The 23439-nt window shown below is 31.8% G+C and carries 15 protein-coding genes; 7 read left to right on the top strand and 8 right to left on the bottom strand.

The features are described 5' to 3' along the window. The first annotated feature begins 99 nt into the window (after nt 1-99). On the top strand, nt 100-522 hold the full coding sequence (locus tag STERM_RS17345) for a MarR family winged helix-turn-helix transcriptional regulator (RefSeq protein ID WP_012862929.1): 423 nt from the start codon (nt 100-102) through the stop codon (nt 520-522). Continuing rightward, on the top strand, nt 515-2773 hold the full coding sequence (locus STERM_RS17350) for an ATP-binding cassette domain-containing protein (RefSeq protein ID WP_012862930.1): 2259 nt from the start codon (nt 515-517) through the stop codon (nt 2771-2773). The genes STERM_RS17345 and STERM_RS17350 overlap by 8 nt, the downstream gene beginning before the upstream one ends. A 255-nt stretch (nt 2774-3028) precedes the next feature. Here STERM_RS17350 and STERM_RS17355 read toward each other — a convergent pair whose 3' ends face one another. Further along, a complete protein-coding gene (locus STERM_RS17355) occupies nt 3029-5002 on the bottom strand; it encodes an alkyl/aryl-sulfatase (protein WP_012862931.1) in 1974 nt (657 codons plus the stop codon). Nucleotides 5003-5550: 548 nt separating this feature from the next. Continuing rightward, the gene (locus STERM_RS22315) at nt 5551-5700 is read right to left on the bottom strand and encodes a hypothetical protein (RefSeq protein WP_169305419.1); all 150 of its coding nucleotides are present in this window, start codon (nt 5698-5700) and stop codon (nt 5551-5553) included. A gap of 383 nt (nt 5701-6083) precedes the next feature. On the opposite strand from STERM_RS22315, the gene STERM_RS21425 reads away from it, so the two are divergent. Continuing rightward, entirely contained in the window at nt 6084-6641 is a 558-nt protein-coding gene (locus STERM_RS21425; RefSeq protein WP_012862932.1) for a TetR/AcrR family transcriptional regulator, read from the top strand. Nucleotides 6642-7256: 615 nt separating this feature from the next. Next, complete coding sequence (locus STERM_RS17365; protein WP_012862933.1) at nt 7257-15500, top strand: autotransporter domain-containing protein; 8244 nt, start codon at nt 7257-7259, stop codon at nt 15498-15500. A gap of 226 nt (nt 15501-15726) precedes the next feature. Here the strand turns inward: STERM_RS17365 and STERM_RS17370 are convergent, their stop codons facing one another. Further along, nucleotides 15727-16185, bottom strand: a complete 459-nt coding sequence (locus STERM_RS17370) for a hypothetical protein (protein WP_012862934.1) — start codon at nt 16183-16185, stop codon at nt 15727-15729. Between the two features lie 549 nt (nt 16186-16734). On the opposite strand from STERM_RS17370, the gene STERM_RS17375 reads away from it, so the two are divergent. The 3 genes from STERM_RS17375 to STERM_RS17385 all read left to right on the top strand — a co-directional run bounded on the left by STERM_RS17375 (nt 16735) and on the right by STERM_RS17385 (nt 19176). Further along, nucleotides 16735-17190 carry a DKNYY domain-containing protein gene (locus STERM_RS17375; protein ID WP_012862935.1) on the top strand — a complete coding sequence of 152 codons (456 nt, stop codon included), beginning with the start codon at nt 16735-16737 and terminating at the stop codon, nt 17188-17190. 56 nt (nt 17191-17246) lie between these two features. Next, nucleotides 17247-17489 (top strand): hypothetical protein, encoded by a 243-nt coding sequence (locus tag STERM_RS17380; protein WP_012862936.1) that lies wholly within the window; start codon nt 17247-17249, stop codon nt 17487-17489. Between the two features lie 574 nt (nt 17490-18063). After that, nucleotides 18064-19176 carry an SLC13 family permease gene (locus tag STERM_RS17385; protein ID WP_256595020.1) on the top strand — a complete coding sequence of 371 codons (1113 nt, stop codon included), beginning with the start codon at nt 18064-18066 and terminating at the stop codon, nt 19174-19176. Between the two features lie 296 nt (nt 19177-19472). Here the strand turns inward: STERM_RS17385 and STERM_RS17390 are convergent, their stop codons facing one another. The 5 genes from STERM_RS17390 to STERM_RS17410 form a co-directional block, all read right to left on the bottom strand. After that, complete coding sequence (locus STERM_RS17390; RefSeq protein ID WP_012862938.1) at nt 19473-19673, bottom strand: 4Fe-4S dicluster domain-containing protein; 201 nt, start codon at nt 19671-19673, stop codon at nt 19473-19475. A 1-nt stretch (nt 19674) separates the two neighbouring features. Beyond that, the gene (locus STERM_RS17395) at nt 19675-21369 is read right to left on the bottom strand and encodes an FAD-dependent oxidoreductase (RefSeq protein ID WP_012862939.1); all 1695 of its coding nucleotides are present in this window, start codon (nt 21367-21369) and stop codon (nt 19675-19677) included. Between the two features lie 18 nt (nt 21370-21387). Then, a complete protein-coding gene (locus STERM_RS17400) occupies nt 21388-21606 on the bottom strand; it encodes a hypothetical protein (RefSeq protein WP_012862940.1) in 219 nt (72 codons plus the stop codon). 121 nt (nt 21607-21727) lie between these two features. Further along, entirely contained in the window at nt 21728-22204 is a 477-nt protein-coding gene (locus tag STERM_RS17405) for a MarR family winged helix-turn-helix transcriptional regulator (RefSeq protein ID WP_012862941.1), read from the bottom strand. 802 nt (nt 22205-23006) lie between these two features. Beyond that, nucleotides 23007-23432 carry a VOC family protein gene (locus STERM_RS17410; protein ID WP_012862942.1) on the bottom strand — a complete coding sequence of 142 codons (426 nt, stop codon included), beginning with the start codon at nt 23430-23432 and terminating at the stop codon, nt 23007-23009. Nucleotides 23433-23439: the final 7 nt, after the last annotated feature.

Raw genomic sequence — 23439 nt, forward strand, 5'->3', positions numbered from 1 at the left:
AATTTTATTCAATTTTTTTGTAGCTCTACAATATATTTTCTTGACTTATAATTTCATAAACGATATAATTTCTAAAAAGAAACTACTTAGGGAGGTATAATGAAAAATGCTTTAATAGAACTGCAATGTGAGATGGTAGCAGAAAGAACTTATGTTAATCCAAATAATCTCAGCTGGCTTCAATATGATATCTTACATTTTATCAATCTGCATAAAAATATTCTGCCGTCAAAATTAAGTATAGAATTAGGAGTTGCCAGATCAAAACTGTCAAAAGCTCTGAAACAATTGAAACTGCTTGGATATATACAACAAGTGCCCAGTGATCATGACGGGCGTGAGCTTATTACTTCCCTGACTCAAGGCGGAGCTGAATTTTTACTAAATATTTATAACAATCATGAATCTATTTACAAACTCGCAAAAGAAATTTTTTCTGAAGAAGAACAAAAAGAATTCACAAGACTAGCAAAAATACTTTCAAGTAAACTAAGAAATGAAAGGATAAAAAATAATGGATAATATTCAAATAATTAATGCAAGAACTAATAATTTAAAAAATATTTCTTTAGAAATTCCCAAAAGAAAAATTATAGTTGTTACAGGTATTTCAGGTTCCGGAAAATCATCTCTTGTTTTTGACACAATTGCTTCTCAGTCGCAAAGACTGCTGAGTGAAACTTTTTCCAGCTATATACAACAGCTTCTGCCTCATTATGAACAGCCTAAGGTGGATAGAATTTCAAATTTACCTGTATCTATAATCATTAATCAAAATAAAATAACCGGAAATGCTCGTTCTACTGTCGGAACCATTACTGATATATATGCAAGTCTGCGGCTTTTATTCTCACGAATTGCCAAACCATTTATCGGCTATTCCATGAATTACTCTTTTAATTCTCCCGAAGGAATGTGCCCAAAATGTAAAGGACTAGGAGTAATAAAAGAAATTAATATAAAAAGTCTGATAAATTTTGAAAAATCCTTGAATTCAGGTGCTGTCCAATTTCCAACTTTTCAGTCGGGAGGATGGAGGTTAACAAGATACACAGAGTCAGGAAATTTTGATAATGATAAAAAAATCAAGGAATACACTTCTAATGAATTATCTATGCTTTTATACAACACCGGAAGCTCCCCAAAAAGCCCGACCAAAAACTGGCATAAAACAGCTCGGTATGTCGGCTTGATTCCCAGAATAACCAAGGCCTTTATTGAAACTGATAATACTAAATATAAGAAAGATTTAGAGAGAATTTTAGAAATTAGAATTTGTACTGAGTGTTCAGGTACAAGAGTAAATAAAAAAGTACGCAGTGCTAAAATTTTGAATAATTCCATTTCTGATTGTGTCAGTCTATCCCTTGATGAATTGAGAATATTTTTAGATAAAATAAAGGAACCTGAAGTTGAAATTATATTAATGGATTTAAAAACAAAGCTTGAGAGCTTACAGAGCCTCGGACTAAGCTATCTTACTCTTAACCGGGCAACAACAACTTTATCCGGCGGGGAATCACAGAGAATTAAAATAGCAAAGCATCTAAACAGCTCTTTATCTGATATTCTTTATATCTTTGATGAACTTAGTACAGGTCTTCATCCGGAAGATCTCACAGGAATTATAAAAATATTATATAAATTAAAACAAAAAGGAAACACAATTATACTAGTAGATCATGATCCGGATATCATAAAAATTGCAGATCATATTATTAATTTAGGTGAAGGAGCCGGAGTAAACGGGGGCTGTGTCACTTATCAAGGAACGTATGAGGGATTACTTGCTTCTGATACGCTTACCAGTAAAGCTTTGAACACTTCACATCTTTTGAATAACAAAAAGCGAAATTTCCAAGAATTTTATGAACTGCAAAATGTTAGTTTAAATAATATAAAAAATATTTCTATAAAGATTCCTAAAAATGCATTTACTGTAGTAACTGGTGTAGCAGGATCTGGAAAAAGCTCCCTTATCCGACATTTATTTAAAAATAAATTTTCTGATGCAATGATATTAGATCAAAGTCCTGTCCATAGTTCTTCACGTTCAAATATCCTCAGTTATCTGGGTGTTTTTGACACTATAAAAACTTTATTCAGTAAAGTATCCTCAAAAAACATATCTCATTTTTCTTATAATGGAAAAGGAGCATGCCCTGTCTGCAAGGGAAAAGGATATATAAAATTAGATCTGGCTTTTTTAGGAGATACAAAACAGCTTTGTGAAGGCTGTCGCGGGAAACGCTTTAACAATGAGACTTTATCCTATTACTATAAAAACAAAAATATTGATGATGTATTGAACTTAACAGTTAAAGAAGCCGAGAGTTTTTTTGATGATACTAATAGTGAAAAATTAAGCCGTATGCTAAGTTGCTTAACAATGGCCAATTTAGACTATTTAAAGTTAGGCCAGTCTCTTGATACATTTTCCGGCGGAGAACTGCAGCGGTTAAAAATAGCCAAAACTCTCTTTGAAAAAAACAGTAAGCTGCTAATTTTAGATGAACCCAGCACCGGGCTGCATGAATCTGATGTTCAAAATTTACTAGAATTATTTTTCGTTCTGGTAAAAAATGGAAATACGCTGATTGTCTTAGAGCATAATTTATCTATTATATCTCAGGCTGAATGGATTATTGACTTAGGACTTTACGGCGGCGTTCTTGGCGGAAAAATTATTTTTCAGGGATATCCCGGAGACATAATTGATCACCCTGTTTCTCTTACAGCTAAACATCTTAAAAAATTTTTGAAAATAAAGTAAATATATCATTTTTGCTGATAATTTTTCTAAATGCAAATTTACAGTCAAAAGTTTTGATTAATAGCTAAAGCTCTTGATTTTTTTGACTTAAACAAGAATTATGAAATACAGACTCTTCCACCTTCCCCTGATAAATCTGTCTAAGTATTATTTATCGTCTAAATTTCACTTTGTATAATAATTGCTAAAGTCATAATTTTATCAGCAGACAAAAAATTATTAACCAAAAAATGAGCTTTTAGCTCATTTTTTTTATTAAGGAGTCACTATATTAAAGTCCGGTTTGAAATTATCAAATAATCCCATATACTCCTTCAATTTTTGTGTATTTCCGTTTACCTTTACATTTCCGCTTGCTATCTCTTTATCCAGTGTAGTTTCACCCATTTGAATCTTATCCAGAGTATCTCTGTTTATTGTTAATGTGACTTCTGCCTCATTTTTGAATGTGTCTACTTTTCTGTATCCCAATACTGAATTCTCCAGATTAACTGCATATTTCTCTTTTATATCCGGTAATTCCAGATTCAGTGTTAGTTTCTTTCCTTCTGCCCTGTCAGCATTAAGACGGATTCCCATATAATCCATATACATTTCCATAGTCATGGCTTTTATTGCATCAGGAGTATTAGCCCCAATTTTAGTAGGTATTTTAGGTGTTCCGTTTCTTAATTCATAAGCTCCCACTAAATACTCATTTCTCCATGTAGGATCTTCTGCCTGATATCCTAATTGCTCTAATGCGTCAGCAGCAAGATTTTTTGCTTCCTGATTTTCCGGCTCTGCGAAAACCACTCTGTTCATTACTTCGGCTACCCATCTGTATTCACCTTTATTATAGTACTCCTTAGCTTTTTTTATTACAGCCTTGGAACCGCCCATAAATTCCACATATCTCTTAGAAGCCTCTTCAGGCGGAAGCGGATTCAGATTCGCAGGATTACTGTCATACCATCCGAGATATCTCTGATATACAGCCTTTGTATCATGACTCAGACTTCCGTAATAACCTCTTACTGACCATTCCTTATCCAGTCCGTTTGGATAATCTATCTTTTCTGCTATTTCATTCATTGTGTATCCTTCATTTGCCAGTCTCAAAGTTTGATCATGTATATATTTATAAATATCTCTTTGTTTTGCCAGATATCCCTTTATATTTTCCTGTCCCCATTTAGGCCAGTGATGCTGTGCTATTATTACTTCTGTTTTATCACCGTAGTCTGCCAATAAATAATCTAAAGTTTTCCACCAAGTCATCGCATCCCTTACCTGAGCACCTCTTAAAGTGTATAAATTGTGCAGGGTGTGCGTAGCATCTTCTGCTGCATTAACCATCTTAAATTGTGGAAAATACATAAGCATTTCAGCTGGTGCCTCAGTTCCCGGAGCCATTATAAATTCTACCTGAATCCCGTCTATATTTTTTGTCTCTCCGGTTTTGGAAATGATATCTGTAGGACGAATAAGACCAACAGAACCAATAGGTACTGTTTTCCCAAGACCTGCATCTATCTGTCCCTTTTCTCCTCTTGCCAGTCCCGGACCATACTGATAAGTTCCTCTTCTGTTCATGGCATTTCCGGCATAGACATTTTCACTGGAAGCCTCCTGAAGAAATCCTTCCGGAGCATAAATTTTTACTTTACCTGATTTTACATCTTTCTCATCTACTACTCCGTGTATACCTCCGTAATGATCTCCGTGACTGTGGGTATATATAACTGCCTTTACAGGTTTTTTTGAAAAGTTTTTGTAATAGAGATCCAGTCCTGCTTTTGCAGTTTCTGCGGCAGTCAGCGGGTCTATTATTATTAATCCTGTATTTCCTTCTATAATGGTCATATTGGAAAGATCAAAACCTCTTATCTGATATACCTTGTCAGTAACCTTGAAAAGCCCGTTATATTTATTCAGCTGTGCAATTCTCCACAAGCTTGGATTAACAGAATCAGGCACTTTTTTACTATCAAGAAAATCATAATCTTTCAGATTCCAGGCATCTGATCCAAAGTTATTTTTTATAACCTTATCAGGTATTGTATCTATAAATCCTCTTTTGGCATCCTCGTAATCCTGTGTATCATTAAACGGCAACTCTCTTAACACCTGTTCATTTTTCTCTTTTGTGAAAGATGTAGCCGGCTTAGGCTGTTCCGCAGCATAAAATGCAGTTGTTATCACTAGTGACAGCATCATATACTTCAAAATATTTTTCCTAATATTCATAAGTTTCCCTCCAGTTTTATGTTTTAAAAAAATGATAATTTATTTTATATATTTCTACATACAATCATACTAATTCCTTTATAACAAAATTACCATTTAAAGTCAATTAATTTTTTTACAAGTATGTCTATATTTTAAAAATTACTTCTTCAATTAATTTTATTTCCGCTTAAAATATAGTCTTTGAGATATCTCATATTTATAATTTTATTTTACACTCAAAATTATTTATATCTGTATTCTATAAGTGTAAAATACATATATGCTATATTCTTACCGGCTTATTCGAATTTTTCGGTAGTTTTTCCTGATTATCTTTTTACTTTCATATTTTCATGACTCCATAGATTTTAGAACATAAATCTAATATAATAATGAACACTGTTCTTACTTTATCAAATAAAATATTATTTTCAATAACTTTTTCAAAATAAATTAGATCATCGTTCTATTTTTTGAATTATATTATCTTTTATTATATTTGTCAATAAAATTTTACTTTTATATATCACATTGTAAAATACTGATTTCAAAGATACTCCTGCTTTCTAATCTTCTTTGTTGTCATCCCCCATTCCATATTCTCCAGTAAAGAACATCCCGTATCTGAACTTAATTTTTCTTCCCGGCATACCTCCTGCTTTTACAGTCCCTTCATTATCTGATGCTGAAATTGCTACATTCAAAACTAACATCATAAATAGTTTTTTAGCAGCTTTAATTGTTCTCTCCTTCAAACTCAAGGTATAACATATTTACAACCTTCTTAGATATATTAAATTTACCGATTATATTTTTCAGTTCATACTATTTCCAGCATTTAGCTTCTATCATATATTTTTTAGACCTTAGTTCTACTCAATAAGTATATTATCTTTAATTTTATCCGATAATGAAAAATTTCCCTTTCAAATTTTTTTAAATTTTTATGCATTAAAAACCTTTATTTTCAATAACTTTTATTTCATTAATCATTTTTTTATTTTAAAAAATCGGAAAAATATTTTATAATCAAATATAAAAATAGAACTTAATTCTAAAAAATATGACATGATTTATTTTTCAAAGAAAGGGTCTGACTATGACAAAAAAAACTAAGGATAAAATTATTTTTACAGCAGAATCTTTACTGGAAAGCAATGAATATAAAGATATTTCAATTCGGGAGGTCGCTTTTTTATCTGGAATCTCCATCGGGACATTTTATCGTTATATGAACTCAAAAGAGGAGCTTCTGGAACAGCTAAAGATTAAGTTTGACCAGAAAGTATATAATACTTTATTAAAACAAACCAAAGGGAAAAATCCAATAGAAAAAATTTTGATTTTTTTTGACACTTATATAAATTATATTACAAAATATAATTACAAATTTTTTGTTTTTTTTATTCCTACATTATTAGAAAAACAGGATTTTATCTCTCAATCAAAAAATTTATGCCTTTTGAAACAATATATAGAAGAAGCCTATGAAAGTGACGGATTTAATGATATTTACTCACAGGACTATATTTTCCGTACTCTCTCGTCATTTTTTATAGGGACAATTTTTAATTGGTGTTTTTCAATGGGAAAATCAGATATGAAAAAAGATTTTTTCTCAAATTTTGATACTTTAATTAGTAAATTTAAAAACTGAATTTTATCACGAATAATATTATATAACAAAATATGATTTTTATCTTATATAATCGCATAAAGACAGAAAAATCCTGTCTTATTTTTTGATTTGATTTTTAAAATAATGCATAAAAAATTCTGATTACTGTATAAATAAATATTATCTTTTATTGCTAAAACTATTCAGTTCTGACTAAAGAATTTCCCGGTTCATTCCAGCCTTTCCTTCTTGTTTCCTCTTCTATTTTCAATTATTTTACAGAAAATTATTTTCTTTCTGTTCAATAATTTCTAATTTTAGCACTTTCTATTCCAAAAAAATTCATTGAAAAATATTAATGATATTCGCATATTTTAGAACAATATTCTATATTATTTCAAAAAAATTTAAATCCTCTAAATTAGTAGAAGAATCCTAAATATGGAACTTTATCTCTGTTTTTCTTACTTTTGACCATAGACAGCTTATTTTCTCCACGCAGTTTTTAAAAAAACATCTAATCATTGATTTTATTAGATTTTTTTCTTTAAAAAAATATGTTGAAAAATTTAAACAAAAGGTATATAATAAAAAAATAGAACATAGTTCTAATAATTTTAATAGCATATAAAACTAAAAAGTTTAGGAGATAAAATGAATAAGAAGATATTAATGTTTTTGGCATTAAATGCACTAACATCAGCTTATACAATGCCAGTAAAAAATGTAGAGAGCAGCAATTTATATAAAAGCATTACTAAAAATATAAAAGAAAACAAGCCAAACGAAAAAAACTACAAATTAATCGAGGATATACTCAATAAAAAAAATAAGGAACTAAAAGATTTATACTCACAAAGTGATTACATTGTCAAACCTGAGTATTTAGAATGGCAGATCTTTTTTTCGGCGTTCTATGGAGATACAAACAAAGGCGGAAAAAAATCCAATGATTTTTACACTCCGGCAGGAGAAGCAAAATCAGTGAATCTGGGTATTTATGTACCAGTAAGAGATATAGAAAATTTTTCTATAAACAGAGTGCAAAATTTAGCACCTGTAATAGTAGACAACACTGTACCAAAAGAAACTAGAGCCAGAAATCTGGAATTCATAAGTGCAGAAAAACCGGAAATTGACATAGACGTGACATCTCCTTCTCTTCAAATCTCTCCGGTTGCCGTTGAGGAAAAAGATGTTAACCTGATTACAAGTCTGGAAGCACCTCAGGTTTCTTTAAATGATGTAAAAGTGTTTAATCTCAAATTAAATGTACAGTCAAACTCAAAAGACAGAACACTCACTGGAAACAAAACAGTCTCTGCAGGAGAAGTTCTAAGTTCTTCGTCGGCTTACGATATAGGGCTTCGGGCAGAAGGTAACTTTACTGCTTATCTTCTGGGGAATTCTTCTATAGAAAGACAGAATGCAAGTGCAATGTCTGTTTATCACGGTATAGGAATGAACGGAACATCTTCCAATCCAAATGCTGCAATATCACTGAAAGAATCAAATACTGCCGGAATAGCTGTTTCTCCCGATAATGTAAAAACATCATTTTATACGCCTCATGAATGGACAGCATATAATTACGGAACTATCATCGGAGAACAAAAATCAGGCAGCGGAATTTATACAAAACAGATAGGCTTTGGATATATACCATCCGGTTCAAAAAATATTCAGGTCAGAATGAATAACTATGGATCAATAACAATGAAATCACCTAACAGTGCAGGGTTTCTTCTTATGCCTGATGCAGATCAGGATTATAATCTGAACGGAGCAAAACCGCTTTCTCCTGTACCGCCGAGAACAAGCTATGACGGAGGTTACACATATACGAATAATGATTATGATCAGAAGAATGTAAGATTTTTTGCACAGAGTCTGGGAACAATAAATATTTACGGATCAAGAAGCTACGGTATGATGACTTCTCCTTATGCAGGGAATGATATGGGGCATAATTTTGGAATAAGTACATACGGTGCGGAGACATCAAGCATTCTAAACAAAGGTACAATCAATGTACTTGGTGATGAATCAACAGGTTTTGCGATAAAAAAATCAATTCATTCTGTTTCTAATAACGGTATAATAAATATAGGAACAGATCCATTAAACGGGGCATTTATACAGGACAATACAAATGGAAACAGCATTTATGATGAAAGCGGAAATTTGATCTCAACAGGAGATATAAATAAAGTCGAGAGAGCAACAGGAATGTATACAAGTCAGGCTATTATCGACTATGCAATAGCATTTGACGATCCTACGACTACACCTATTCAGGTATTCGACCAAAACAGACGTGGCGGTTCCACAAATAACGCTGTAATAAACATATGGCATAATGCCGTAGAAAGTTCGGGTCTTAGAGCAGAAGGAGAAGGCTCTGTAACCAATGTCGGAGATATCAATATTTACGGAGAAAATAACTATGGAATAGCTGCCAGAGATAATGGATATGTCAGAAATATGGTAAATTCTAGCTATAATGTCGGAGTATACAATCCTGTCACAGGTCAGTGGTCTGTTCAGCCTATGGGCGGACAGGCTGCAGCAATAACTGTTAATTCCCAAATGTCAGCTGCCGGTTATGTGGACAGAGGTGCTGCACTTGAAAATTCAGCTATCATTACAGTGAATAATGATAATTCGGCAGGATTCTATGTAAGAAGCGGAACAGCAACAAATAATGACAGAACTTCACAGCCTTCTAATTACGGTTATGGAAGTATTACGGCAAATGGCAGCGGATCACACGGCGTATTGGTAACTAATGAAGACGGAACAACTGCAAAATTTGTAAACAATGGACTTATTGAAACAAAACACGACGGGACAGTTGCCCTTTACGGAGTGAACGGTGCCCAATTAAGCAATTTAAATAAAAACGAAAAGGAACGTCATTATTTGGATGACGGTACAGGAACAGCAGTAACAGCAGCAAACTGGCTAGCAACAGGACATACCTTTGATACAAGTGCAAACTGCGGTAGAATCACATGTTATCTAAATATTTATTCAAAAGTAGTAGAAGTTACCGATCTTGCCCAAAATGCACTGATTAAAGCCGAAGATGGAGGAACAGGTATATGGCTTGAACAAAACAGAGGAATATTTACGCCTGCGGCTCCTGTAAGTACAATAACAGGCGCAGCAATATACGCCCCTGTAGAAACAGGTAACAGCACCGCTAATTATACTGCAATAGGAGTTTACTCCGACGGAATTGCCAAAGCTTCGTTTTATAAAGGCAGTTATTATGATCCGTCAAATTACCCGAAAGACATGGCTTCTATAAAAGTAGGAGAAAATGGGATAGCACTTTTACATAATTACCATGACAGAATAGGTATGACAGGAGCAAATAAATATTTTGGCGGTTCTACTGGAATATTCAACATAAAAGCATTAAATGCTGACCTTGGAAAAAATTCAATACTCGGATACTCAAATTCCGGTATCATAAACACAGATGTATTTTCAAATGTTCAGTTTACATCTCTGGGAGATGGAGTTATATTTGCATATGTTTCTAATAACGGAGAAATAAATGTAAATAATACTTATCTGACAGATTTTCTGATAAATCCGGGTGCAGTACCTACTGGACAAAATATAATGCCATTTACAGCTGAAAACGGGATAATAAAAAATACTGTTACCGATGGTACGACAGGAAGCACCGGGATTCCAGGACTTCTAATGAATACAAAAATCGGTCTTCAGTCATTTTCAAAAGATAATACAGCTGTAATTTTGAATAAAAGCAAAACTGCTTCAAACAACTACGGAACAATCACAATGACAGACAGACCAAATGACGGAGCTATAGCTTTATACAGCAAATACGGGAACATATTGAATGATACCGGTGCAAAGATAAATCTTTCAGATAAAAATTCAGCAGGTATTTATGCAGTAGAGGAAACAGACGCTGTAAATAACGGAATTATAAATATAAATGAAAAATCCTCAGCAGGAATGTATGGATTATCAGAAGATGCTATTAACCCTACAAGAATCGGACTAAGCGGAGTTGCTCTTACACAGAGTGCAAATGCAGAAATAAATGTAAATAATGAAGAAAGTTCCGGTATCTATGGCGTAAACCTAGGAACTGTATTGGGTAAATCATATACAATAAATAATGCCGGAACGATAAATGTAAAAGATAAAAACAGCATCGGGATATACTCAAATAATGTAAATATAACAGGAGTAGGAACTATAAAGCTGGGAGACACAGCTTTAAGCACAGCAGGACACAGAACAGCAGTATATGCAAAAGGCCTGGAAGCAGCCGTGACTGTAACAGGAGCACAGATAGATCTGGGAACTACAGATCAGACAAATATAGCTTATTATATAACTGATAATGCAAAGCTTGCAGGAAGCAGTCATGGACATATAGACGGCTATGGAATAATTGTAGTCGGGAAAGATACAGAAATAAGTGATTCAAAAATTAACATGAATATAACAGGTGGTGACGGTCAAATAGGACTTGCCGTTCTTGGGACAGATAATTACAGTTATACCAGAGACATAAGTGCAGGCAGTACAGTAGCAAACGGCAGCAATAAGTACTATGGAGTGGCACTATACACAGCAGACCAGAACATAAGCAGTCCAATAACAAACAAACTAACTGCCGGAATGAACGGAGTCGGACTTTATGCCGGAGGTAACACAGGAAGTACTCTTACATATAATGGAGAAATAACTGTAGGGGACGGGACAAGTGCCGGAACAGGAATTTTTGTAAAAAGCGGTTCAGATGTAACACTGGCTTCAGGCGGAAAAATAACTCTTGATGGTGAAAACGGAGTTGGTGTCTATGTGGAAGGAAATGGAGAATTCACATTTGACAGCGGAAGCAGTATAATTTTTAACGGTTTTGGAATAGGAATCTGGGGAGAAAACGGATCTGTGATTAATGATAACGGAACAGGTACAATAAGCTCGCCTACAGGTGCCTTTATAATAAGAAGCAGACTGGCAAACGGTATAATAAACATAAATGCACCGGGAATAACGCTTGGAAACGGGTCAGCAGGATATGTTGTCAACGGCGAAATTAACAATCTTTCAGGCTCTACATTAGTTACAAATCCTTTTTCCGATAACATAATAGCCCTTATAGCCGAAGGTTACAAAGTAGTTGGTGCTAATACATATGAGACAAACAACTTTGGAAAAATATATCTTACTAATTCTTCAAAAGGTACAGCAATGTATCTGAAGAATGCAAGAGGAATGAATGAAGCGAATGGAATAATTGTTCTTGGAAATGAAGGAGTGGGACTTTACGGAGAGGAAGATTCTGCTACAGATCTTACTGAGCTTAGAAATTCAGGACAAATAATAATGAATAGTTCAAGCTCACAGGCTCTTTACGGAAAAGGAATATCTCTGATCGAAAATAACGGCACAATTAGCTCAGCTGCTGCAGAAAATACAGGAATATACAGTATTTACAATAATAATGCAGTAAATACAAAAATAAACAACTCTGGAACAATAACACTGGGAGACGGAAGTTTTGGAATATATGCCGAAAATTCCTATATAACAAATACGGGAAGTATAGAAACCGGTAATAAAACGGTAAACAGCTCTTCTGCGGGAATATATGCCAAAAACAGTATCGTAGCAAACAGCGGGGATATAAAAACGGGACAGGATGGAACAGCTTTTGTAGGTGATAACAGTATAATAAACCTAAACAGCGGAAATTTTGATGTTTCAACCGGAAGTCTTTTATACGGAAAAAATAATACTGTAGTAAATTATAACCTTGCTAACCAGACAGCTGACTGGATAAATCCATATATCAGCCTTGAAAACAGTACATTAAACGTGTTAAATACAGCTGTTTTAAATGTAAAAAATAATTCTGCCGGAATACTTATCATAGGAAATACCGGGACTGTAAACGGAGACATAACAGTAAATGCTGAGGACAGCGGAAAAGGAATATACATAAAAAATCTTGGTACAGCATATATAAACAATACAAAAATAAATGTAAACGGCTCATCTGCAAATGGCCTTGTACTGGAAAACTCAAGTGCAGACAATGCAAGTACAGTAAATGTAAATAACACAGGTACCGGAATATTTTCACAGCTTACAACGGCCGGAAACACAACAGTAACAAATAACGGAACTATAAATGTAAATTCCGTACTTGGAACAGGTATATATGCCTCAGCAGTGAATGCAGGCGGAACAATTCTCGGAACAACAACAGTAGATAATAACGGAACTATAGTGTTAAGAAACAGCACTGATATAAACAGCGATTCTCAGATAGGAATTTATGGCACTGCCGGATCAGCAATAAATAATAATAATTCGATAAGCGGCGGAAATAACGTAATAGGAATTTACGGAACAGCTTCCTCAGTAACAACAAACGGAAGCATAATACTGGGAGACCGTTCGGCAGGTGTATATATGAATGGCGGAAATCTTATAACAGGTACTAATACTTTAATAAAAGTCGGCTCAGAAGGTGCTGCGGCAATTTATGCCGTACGCGGGGCAACTGTGGTAAATAACAGCAGCAATATACAAGCAGGGCAAAACAGTGCTCTGATATATGCACAGGATACCGGAACAGTTGTAAATAATCTGGCAGATTTAAATGTTGTTGAAAATGGAATTGGTTTTTACGGAGATAAAGGAACTGTACATAATAACGGCAAAATAAGTGCAAACGGATCAGATGCAGTATTTTTCTACTCTAAAAACGGCGAAATAAATAACAGCGGACTGCTTGATTCTGCTGGTAATACAGGTGTTATAGGAATTTACGGGGAAAATTCAATAATAAAAAATAACGGAAATATCATTTTGGGAGATTCAATAATAAATCCTAATGATATAACACAAAGTACATATGCAATAGGAGTTTACGGAAAGGCTTCCGAAATAAAAAATACAGGAAACATAAAACTGGGAGCTAATTCTGTAGGAATTTATTCAGACTATAATACAACAGAAGCACAAAATACCGGAGATATAGAATCATCTTCTTATGGAGCCATAGGAATATTCGCAGAAAACGGTACATTTAGAAATATGGGAAGAATCATATTGTCCGGGGATGACTCAATAGGAATGGCCGGAAGAAACAACGCTACTATTATTAATGACGGTCAAATAACTATGAACGGAAAATCAGGGATAGGAATGTATGTAACAAATAATTCACATGTATATAATAACGGCGTAATAACAATAAATGGCGATAATGGAACAGGAATACAGATCGGAGCTAATTCTACCCTTGAAAATGAAGGTACTATAAACTTGAACGGATCAAACGGGGAAAGTGTGCTTTACGGGGAAAGTACAAAATACCAGATTCCAAGTATCATAAATGCAGGAATAATAAATGTGGATGAAAAATTTGAAACAAACGGTGTTAATGTAATAGTAAAAGTAAATCCTGACACTGTAAGAAAACCTGAAATATCTGAAATAACTGCAAGTGATTATGAGCTAAGTGATATAAACGGTAAATTTCTGATATCAAACGCCGTACAATTTAATGCGCAGTCATTTAATGTGGACGGACCGGTAAAAATAATGAGTACTTTTTCTCAGGGAACAAATGCTGCAGCATATAAACTCGAAAATGTATTTAATCCTTTGACACCATACGGCGGACCAAATACAAATAAAATATCAGTACTAAGCGATTCGTATACTTGGGATGCAATACCGGTAATAAGTGATACGGGAGGCGTGACTATATGGATGCAGAAACAAAGTTATAAAGATCTTGCAAACAGCAGATGGTATAATGAGTTTGGCGGAACGCTTGATCAGAAATATTTAGATGCTGAGGGTAACGCACTAAAAATTTATGATAAAATAGATAATATAAGTACTGCGAAAGAATTCGACCATATAATGAGCAGTCTTGGCGGAAATATGTATGCCAATATGAATCAAAGAGAAAAGACAGCAATGGATACTTTAGGTACATCTCTGAATTTACTTCAGGATTCGAAGAATAACACAAAAGAAAATGTAAAAATAAATGTAATAGCAGGAAAAGGAAAACTGACAGAGAATACAGACGGAGTAACAGGTTATAATTATGAATCTACAGGAATACTTGCTTTGAGAGAAGTCGAAAGAACATATAAACACACATTTGGTTATTCAGCAGGATACCTACATACAAATTATGAAATGAATGACGGAAACAGCAGCGAGGAAGATGCTGATACATTACAGCTTGGATTACACAATAAGTACAGATCAAATGACTGGGTATTAAAAAATGATTTATTAGGAAGAGTAAGCTTCCATAATACAGACAGAAACATCGACTGGGTAAATGCCGGAAAGTCAGAAATGAACGGAACATATGAAACATACAGCATTACAAGTAATAATAAGTTCGGAAAAGAATTATCACTGGGTAAAAATATGAGTTTCACTCCATATGGCGGACTGGATGCAACATATATAACAAGACCGACATTCAGCGAGAACGGACTTGAGGCTCTGGAAGTAAAAGGAAATGATGCATGGAGTATTATGCCAAAAGCAGGAGTGGAGCTAAAAGGAGAGCTTCCGCTGGGAGAAAAGAAACAGTGGAAACTAAAAGGTGCAGTAGATGTAACATACGGATATGAACTTGGAGCTCTGAATAAGAGAGAATATGCAAAACTTGTAAATGTGGAAACAGATTACCATAAGCTGTCAAAACCGGAAGAAGAAAAAGGAGTACTAAGCACTAAAGCAATAATAGGTGCAGAGGTAGAGGACAGATACGGTATCTTTTTAACAGGTGAATACATAACAGGAGCTGACAGTGAAAATGAGTATAGAGCAGGAGTAACTTTGAAAGCAGTATTTTAATCAGGAAAGTCATCTAAGAAATTTAAAAAATGAGAGAATATTAAAATGTGCGAAATTTCGTGTAAACTCTGGATAGTTCAATAAAATCAGTCAAAACCACCCCTTGACGGGGTGGTTTTATGTTTCGTACATAAAACATACTCGACTGACTTAAGTCTAAAATTAAAATAGAGACTTTCAGTCACTAACTGCTAATCTCTAATTTTTTTTAAATTTATATTGTTAATTAATTACATATAAGTATATTTTGTTGACCCATTAATTCAAATTTAGAATTTGGGACAGACATAAAACGTCTGTATATACTTCCAGTATCTCCATCAAATGCAAATCGAATTTCTTCGCTTTCATTCTTATCACTTATAATAAATTTAAATGCATAAATTTTTGAATTGGGTACTTTTTCTACGAATTTATAAGTAACCTTTTTATTCGGATTGTTTTTCTTATAGTCTTGACGAAAAATATCCTCAATACTTTTGAGGGCTTTGCTGCAGCTAATTTTACTCTTAGAATTTCCAGAAGGACTATTCGTTCTACTGCTTCCGTCAGCTCCACAAACAAAAGGCGGAATTCCTACCCCACAGCCATAATCATAAGAATTCGTTCCAGAATCATAATTTGCAGCTAACTGGACGTTAAGAATTCCAAATAAAATTATGATAAAAAATAATAACTTTTTCATATCTAATCTCCTTTGAATAAATTTGTTCTACATTGAACATTAATTAATTATATTCCATTTACTAAAAAAAACAATAATAAGATTTCTTAAAATTTAAATTATAAATTTACCGGTAGAAACTTAGTATTATTATTCCAACTTTACTATTTTGATATTTTTCTGAAACATTATAACTTTCTAGTAAATTAATTTCAGAACCGCCTAATTCAGATACTTATCTATCTTTTTTATACTCTTCAATATTTATAATTTTTATTTTTTTCTTTATCCTCCCAATTGACATTATCATCAATAAGCTTAATTATAGTAATTAAATTCGTTGATTCAACATCATTTAGTGTTACGGAATTATATTTAACATTTTAATTGAGATTCACTGCAATAAAAGCAATTATAATGATTTAAATCTATATTATTATATTAGAAAACATTTGACGCCATGTCAAAAAAATGATAAAATTTTAAAATAGATTAAATATAATTAATCAAATACCAAAAAGACAACATTAATCAGTTTTAATGTTAACAAATATTCAAAGGAGATTATTTATGAAAAAAAGGTTATTAGTACTATTTTTAGTTTTGGGTGTGATTTCTTTTTCTACTTCCTGTTATATTTATGAATATGAAAAGAAAGATGGAAAAGTAATTTTTTCTCAAAGTATAGTTCCGGGAGGACACACAATTAAAACGAATCAAGTGAAAAAAGCTGATCTAAAAACTTTTGAAGTATTAGATAAAAGTGAAAAAGTAGCCAGAGATAAAAAAAACTTTTATTATATGGGGAAATTAGTAAAAGGAATAGACGGTGAAACAGTAGAAGTAGTTAATGTAGAAACAAAAAATCCAGATATGGGAAAGAAAATAGTTGACGGAATAGAGGTTACTGTGAGACTTTCAACTGCGGCTCATTGTTTTAAACCATATATTACTGAAGTAAGAGATAAAAATGGAAATCATTTAATAATGGATATTCAGTCCGGAATGTATGAGCTGGTTGAATAATTTTCAGATAAGAAAGTGTTCTAAATGAATATATTAAATTGAGCTAGGTGAAGAAAATGCAGAATTTATTTTTAATTAAGACAGCCAAAATACTAAATATGTTACTAATAGGTATAATGGCACTAATGATGATAAAGGGTGTTTCCGGAGCTCTTACAACATTAATATCAAGTATTTTAATTTTTATATCTCCGGTTGTCACACAATTAATGTTATTAGGAATTTTAGTATTCATACTATCAGTAATTTCAATTATAAAATTAAGAAAATACGAAAGAATAGTTTTATTTAAAAAATAAATACAGATAATTAATAATAATTATCAAAAAAATACGTTAAAGTATTATAAATACTGACGTATTTTTTTAGTCTCCCTCTGGTTGTCCCTTTGCCGGTATTATCTCATATAAGTCTGTAAATATTATGTTTACAAATAAATACCAGTCTTTACTAAAATTATTTTTGCAAACTTGTAAAAAACAATAGATAATTTTAAAAGAAAAATGCCAAAAATCTAGGTATATATAATTGACTTACATATAAAAGACTACTTTAATTATTGAATTATATTCAAATTATTTAATTTTAATTTGTTTCTTCTGTTCTCGGCTTTTCCTCCGATCCCGGAGATTGCTTTGGTCTTTTATTAACAGTAATATGTAAGCCTAATAATAGCAGCGTTAGAATAACTTTCCCTAATTTTTTTTATCTAAACATTCTTTTTTATAATAACAATATCAATAATTAAATATTTTATCAATAAAATTTAAAAACTATTTTTTTCTAGATTTATGCCGGAAGTATGTGATAAAATATTTCAATAAGTTAAAGGTTGAGTACGTTTGGAGGATTTTCAGATAGATGAATAAAAAAATGTTTTTTAATAAATTTCAGGAAGAGCTTGTTTTTGTGGTAGTTTTTTTTATATTAATAGTTGCAATGATTTTTAAAATGCCCAAATTGGAATATATTGATTTTAAATTGATTTTCATATTGTTTGATTTAATGATCATAGTATATATATTTGAAAAATCACGTGTATTAGAAAGTATAGCAATGAAAGTATTAAATAATAGTAAGAATTTGAGGCAGCTTATTTTCAGCTTAATAATTTTGAGCTTTTTTATAAGTATGCTTCTTACAAATGATGTAGCTTTATTTTTAATAATACCTTTGACATTAATAGTAGAAATTGAATTAAAAAAGAATTTGATATTCCCTGTGGTTTTGATAACTATAGCAGCTAATCTGGGAAGTAGTGTGACACCGTTTGGAAATCCACAAAATCTTTTTCTTTTTCTATTTTATAATTTTAATATTATAAATTTTCTAAAAATAACTTTACCTTTAGGAATTATAAGCTTCGTATTATTATCTGCAACACTTATTTTTATAGAAAAAAAAGAGTTTAAAAGAGAATTTCCTGCTGTTCACTTTACAAGCAAAAGTAAGGTAATTTATTTTAGTATTCTATTTTTTATATTAATTTTATCAATATTCGGGTTAATAAATTATATATTAATTACAATAATCTTACTTATCTCGGTTTTAATGTTTGAAAGAAAAGCTTTATTTAAAATTGATTATTTTTTATTATTAACATTTGTATTCATTTTTTTAATCGTTGGAAATATTAGTTCATCAGTGTACATAAAAGAATTATTTGATAAGTTTATAACAAGTTCAAATCGTGTATATTTTTTATCAATATTCTCTAGTCAAATAATAAGTAATGTTCCGGCAGCTATCTTAATTTCACATTTTACTGATAATGCCAAAGAATTAATATTAGGCGTGAATATCGGGGGTATTGGAACATTAATTTCTTCGTTAGCCAGTCTTATATCTTACAAATTATATACAAAAAAGAAAAATAAAATAGAAAAAAAAGTTTATTTAAAGCTTTTTATATACTGGAATGCTTTATTTTTATTAGTATTAACATTATTTTTTTATAAAATAAAATTCTTATCTATAGTATTTTGAATTAAGCAGTTAACTATTCAAAATATTATAATAAAATTTATAGCAGAAAATTCTTTATTTCTGATGTATGAAAAATTTTGGAAGAGAGAAAATAACTTACAAAAAATCACAGGATAAAAAGAAAATAATTTAAAAATCCTTCATACGTCAACATGTATATTTTACTTTCTAGCTGGAGCAATTATTTTCTTTATTATAAAAAAATAAGTGTAAATGTTTGAGTATTATTACAAATACTTTTACAATTACACTTAACGGTACTAAAACTTGACTTATTTTTTAACCAAAAGGCTAAATTACCATAATGACGGCGGCAAAACAATGTCAATTGCACGTTTCGGACATTCCATCCAGCATATTCCACAATGCCAGCATTCTTCTTCATAAGTTACTTTAGGTTTTTTAATTTCTTCCTGCCAGGTAAAAACATCCAAAGGACATAAATTATAACATTTTTTACAACCAATACATTGGTTATCATCTACTTTTGTCGGCATATTAACATCCTTTCTCTATATTCTCTTGTTTTAAATCCGGAACTTCTCTTATCTCTAAAATAGATTTTCCATTTTCCATTCGTTGATATGTTGCCATATTAGTTCTAAGCGGGTCTATTTGAGGATAATCAGCTCTAAAAAAACCTCCTCGTGTTTCTTTTCGTTCTAAGCAGGCATATATATGTACTTCTGCCAAATCCATAATATTACGAATTTCAAGACATCTAGTTAAATAATGAGGTGTTTTAGCCATTAATTTAGGCAAAAATTCACGTTTTAATGAATTCAGACGTCTTAATCCTTCTCTAAGCTTTCCTTCAGATTTATTTATTCCTACATATCTTTCACAAATATGCCTAACTGAGCATTCCAATTCCATCGGCTCTATTCCATTTTGGATGTCCAAAGGAGACATGGCTAATTCTTTGTGTGCCATTACCTGTTCAATGTTAATCGATATTTTTCCTACTGTATTAACAAATTTATATATATTATCCCCTATATATAACCCACTGGGAATTGAGCCGCTACAGCCTGTTGCTCCAGCCGTACAATCCCCTGTTGCATAGAGACCTTTAATACTTGTTTGAAATTCATCATTTATTAGACATACTCCGCTGCTTAATGAAAATTGATATGGTTTTAAAGCCATCAATTCATAACGGTGTGTTTTTGGATTGAATCCTCTATCTTCTGCTATTTTGAATGATACTAACCTTTCATCTGTATAACATACTTCAATCCTTTTATGCCAGTCATCAGATAAATTTTCAATACTTTCATAAATCGGAGTCAATCCTTTTTTTTCTAATTCAGCATATTGTTCTGTATTCGGATTCAAAATTTCCTGTCCATTCCATGTAAACACTTTCATTGGAATTCCTTCATTAAGTGGTAAATTTCCATAAGAAATAGTTAAATCGTCTCTTATCTTGAAACCAAACCCTGTCAATTCCATGTTAACCAGTTCTCCGCCTGCTCTGTATACAGCTGCATGTCCATCTCCTGAAAGCGAAGCTGGACAAAAATGATATTTAAATTTATATTTTCCAGGTAACGGAGTTTCCCCCTCATAGCAACGTCCAAAACTCCCTGTTGCAACAACAACAGCTTTTGCTTTGATTACTATAAATTCTCCTGTTCTGCTGTTCAAAGCTGTTGCTCCGACTATTTTGTCTTCATTAGTTAAAAAATCTATTATTGGTGTCCATTGTAATATTTCTACACCTCTTTCTTTAACTGTTTTTGCAAGTTGAGGTTTTATGTTTTGCCAGTGTACCCGCAGTGTCCCTCCACCCCTCATACTATTTTCAGGTTCAGGCATCCATCGGTATTCTCCGTCATCCCATTTACTTGAAACCCCAAGCTTCTCCAATTCTTCCAATGCCCAAAAGGCACTATCATAAATCTTATAATTAAGATTAGGATCTAAAAATCTTCCGGGTCCATTGGTCATACTAATAAATTTTTGAGCCTTATTTACCATATTTAATACTGAAGTTCCTTTCGGAAACCCGCCATAATGATCAATACCCATTGCAGCACTGCCACTTCTCTCAGGATTGGCCTTTTCAGCAAGAACAACCTTAAGACCATGTTCCGCAGCTTTTGCAGCAGCACAACATCCTCCAATACCTCCACCCATAATTAATACATCTGTTTCTATTACTCTATCTGCAATTTCTTCTAATTTCATCTAATACCTCCTTATACTTTATTTTTTCAGCAGCATCATTTCTTCTGCACGTTTCTTAACTTCTGATTCCTCAAATTCAATATCTCTGTACCGGATTGTTTTAACATATTCAGGAACAATTTTTTCAGATGCTTGTAAATAGCTTATATCATTTTCTTCCGCATATTCTTTTATAAGTTTCCATAATGGAAATTCAAATTTTTCCTCATAATGTTTATCTGATGTTGGTTCTAACATAATTATCCTCCTATTTTTATAATAATGAGTATACTCATTATAAGTATACTCTTTTTTTTAATTTTGTCAAGTTTTTTATAAAACATAAAAAAAGAGCTATATCAAATGATATAACTCCTAATTACTTTTTGTCTTGACTGCCTAAAAAATAAAGTTTTAAAAGAATTTTTTTTAATTCACTTTGCTCTTTTTCTGTTAGTAAATTCATAAATTTATCCAAAATAGATTTAGAGGCTTTATCTATTTTTTTTATAATTGGTTTTACCTCTTCACTAAGTTCGATTATAGTTGCACGACGATCTATCGGGTCAGGTAAACGTTTTATATAATTCTCAGCTTCTAAAACATCAACGAATTGTGTTACAGTTCGTGCTTTTATTCCTAATCTTGATGCTAACTCATTCATTCTTAATGAACCAGCTTCAGAAATTTCTAAAAGAACACGAATTCGGGAACCTGTTAATTGTTTTGGTAAATCATACAATGATAACTCATATTCAAATTCCTGCTGTAAAAAATGACTTACCTTAAACAATAATGGTAATATCTCTGATACTGGTATCTCTTCTAGTTTTAGTGACATTTCCGAATTAGACATAAACTCTCCTTAATATATTTCTTGATTAATGGTATTCTTAAATATTAATATACTTCGATTTTACAATTTTGTAAAGACAATTTCTTTTTGAATATAATATTCCCAGCTTTATATATAGTTGATTTTGATATTTTGAACAATTCACAAATTGATTTTATCCCTGCTCTTTTTGAAGATATCAATAGTATACTCCTTTTTTGGTGTTACACTGAAAAGTTAGACAAAATTACCTTGCTGATGTACGATAAAAAACTAAGGGCTGAGTCAATGAGAAAATAAAATAAATATGACAAGGTATCTAAACAGACAAATGTCTGAAGGAATTATCGTGTGAATAATGTAGTAAGTATAGAAAGCTTGATTTAATACATGTGTTGTTTTTCACTCTGGTATAATATAACTCTTAAATGACAGCATGTCAAGCAAATATCATTATTTAGAGTGTTTCAAATTCTCCAAAAAACTTTACACAGAATTTCCTGCACTCACCATTTATAAATTCATATTTTGGTATTTTCAAAGCTGATTTTTATCATCTACTGATTAATTATATTAACTGAAAAAATCGGCTTTAAAAGCCAAAATCTTTTGAAATTTCATATTTTTTAATACAGGGTAGCTTGGTGTAAAGTACGGACTTGGGAGAGCCGTACTTTTATAATATATCTTTCGCCCCCACTACTAAACTTCGAATATTATATTTAAAAAAACCGATACCTTAATAAAAATGATATCGGAATTTTTGAAGTTAATAAAAAAATATATTTCTATGAATAAAAAATTCTATCCAAAAGACTTTTATTTAATTTTTTTGATAATTTAATTCCCATATTATTCCGAAATTATCTTTTATTTTTACATATTTTGAATCCCAGAAAGTTTCATGTAAATCTATTAGAAATTCACATTTTTTTTCTCTTAATTTTTTGCAGATATTATTTAAATTATCTTCTGTTTCTATCTCTAACCAAATCGAAATTTGACCACTACTCTCTGATCTTGCTCCTACTCCATCATATTGCTCTGCTTTATCTCCTACTAGTATTTTATTTTCTCCTAATAAAAGAATCGCATTTAATATCATATCCTCCCCATTTTTTGTTTCAATATTATATTCACTTGCTAAAGCTTTTTCTACAACCTTAGCTTCAAATATTTCTTCATAAAAACTCAATGCTTCATCACAATTTCCATCAAATGTTAAATACGGAAGTGCTGATTTTATCATAAATATT

It is taken from the genome of Sebaldella termitidis ATCC 33386, assembly GCF_000024405.1.
GTDB classification, from domain to species: domain Bacteria; phylum Fusobacteriota; class Fusobacteriia; order Fusobacteriales; family Leptotrichiaceae; genus Sebaldella; species Sebaldella termitidis.

What these genes read in the sequence shown, in the direction of transcription:
- STERM_RS17345 (WP_012862929.1), top strand. Translation starts at nt 100, where the DNA reads ATGAAAAATGCTTTAATAGAACTGCAATGTGAGATGGTAGCAGAAAGA.
- STERM_RS17350 (WP_012862930.1), top strand. Translation starts at nt 515, where the DNA reads ATGGATAATATTCAAATAATTAATGCAAGAACTAATAATTTAAAAAAT.
- STERM_RS17355 (WP_012862931.1), bottom strand. Translation starts at nt 5,002, where the DNA reads ATGAATATTAGGAAAAATATTTTGAAGTATATGATGCTGTCACTAGTG.
- STERM_RS22315 (WP_169305419.1), bottom strand. Translation starts at nt 5,700, where the DNA reads ATGATGTTAGTTTTGAATGTAGCAATTTCAGCATCAGATAATGAAGGG.
- STERM_RS21425 (WP_012862932.1), top strand. Translation starts at nt 6,084, where the DNA reads ATGACAAAAAAAACTAAGGATAAAATTATTTTTACAGCAGAATCTTTA.
- STERM_RS17365 (WP_012862933.1), top strand. Translation starts at nt 7,257, where the DNA reads ATGAATAAGAAGATATTAATGTTTTTGGCATTAAATGCACTAACATCA.
- STERM_RS17370 (WP_012862934.1), bottom strand. Translation starts at nt 16,185, where the DNA reads ATGAAAAAGTTATTATTTTTTATCATAATTTTATTTGGAATTCTTAAC.
- STERM_RS17375 (WP_012862935.1), top strand. Translation starts at nt 16,735, where the DNA reads ATGAAAAAAAGGTTATTAGTACTATTTTTAGTTTTGGGTGTGATTTCT.
- STERM_RS17380 (WP_012862936.1), top strand. Translation starts at nt 17,247, where the DNA reads ATGCAGAATTTATTTTTAATTAAGACAGCCAAAATACTAAATATGTTA.
- STERM_RS17385 (WP_256595020.1), top strand. Translation starts at nt 18,064, where the DNA reads ATGTTTTTTAATAAATTTCAGGAAGAGCTTGTTTTTGTGGTAGTTTTT.
- STERM_RS17390 (WP_012862938.1), bottom strand. Translation starts at nt 19,673, where the DNA reads ATGCCGACAAAAGTAGATGATAACCAATGTATTGGTTGTAAAAAATGT.
- STERM_RS17395 (WP_012862939.1), bottom strand. Translation starts at nt 21,369, where the DNA reads ATGAAATTAGAAGAAATTGCAGATAGAGTAATAGAAACAGATGTATTA.
- STERM_RS17400 (WP_012862940.1), bottom strand. Translation starts at nt 21,606, where the DNA reads ATGTTAGAACCAACATCAGATAAACATTATGAGGAAAAATTTGAATTT.
- STERM_RS17405 (WP_012862941.1), bottom strand. Translation starts at nt 22,204, where the DNA reads ATGTCTAATTCGGAAATGTCACTAAAACTAGAAGAGATACCAGTATCA.
- STERM_RS17410 (WP_012862942.1), bottom strand. Translation starts at nt 23,432, where the DNA reads ATGATAAAATCAGCACTTCCGTATTTAACATTTGATGGAAATTGTGAT.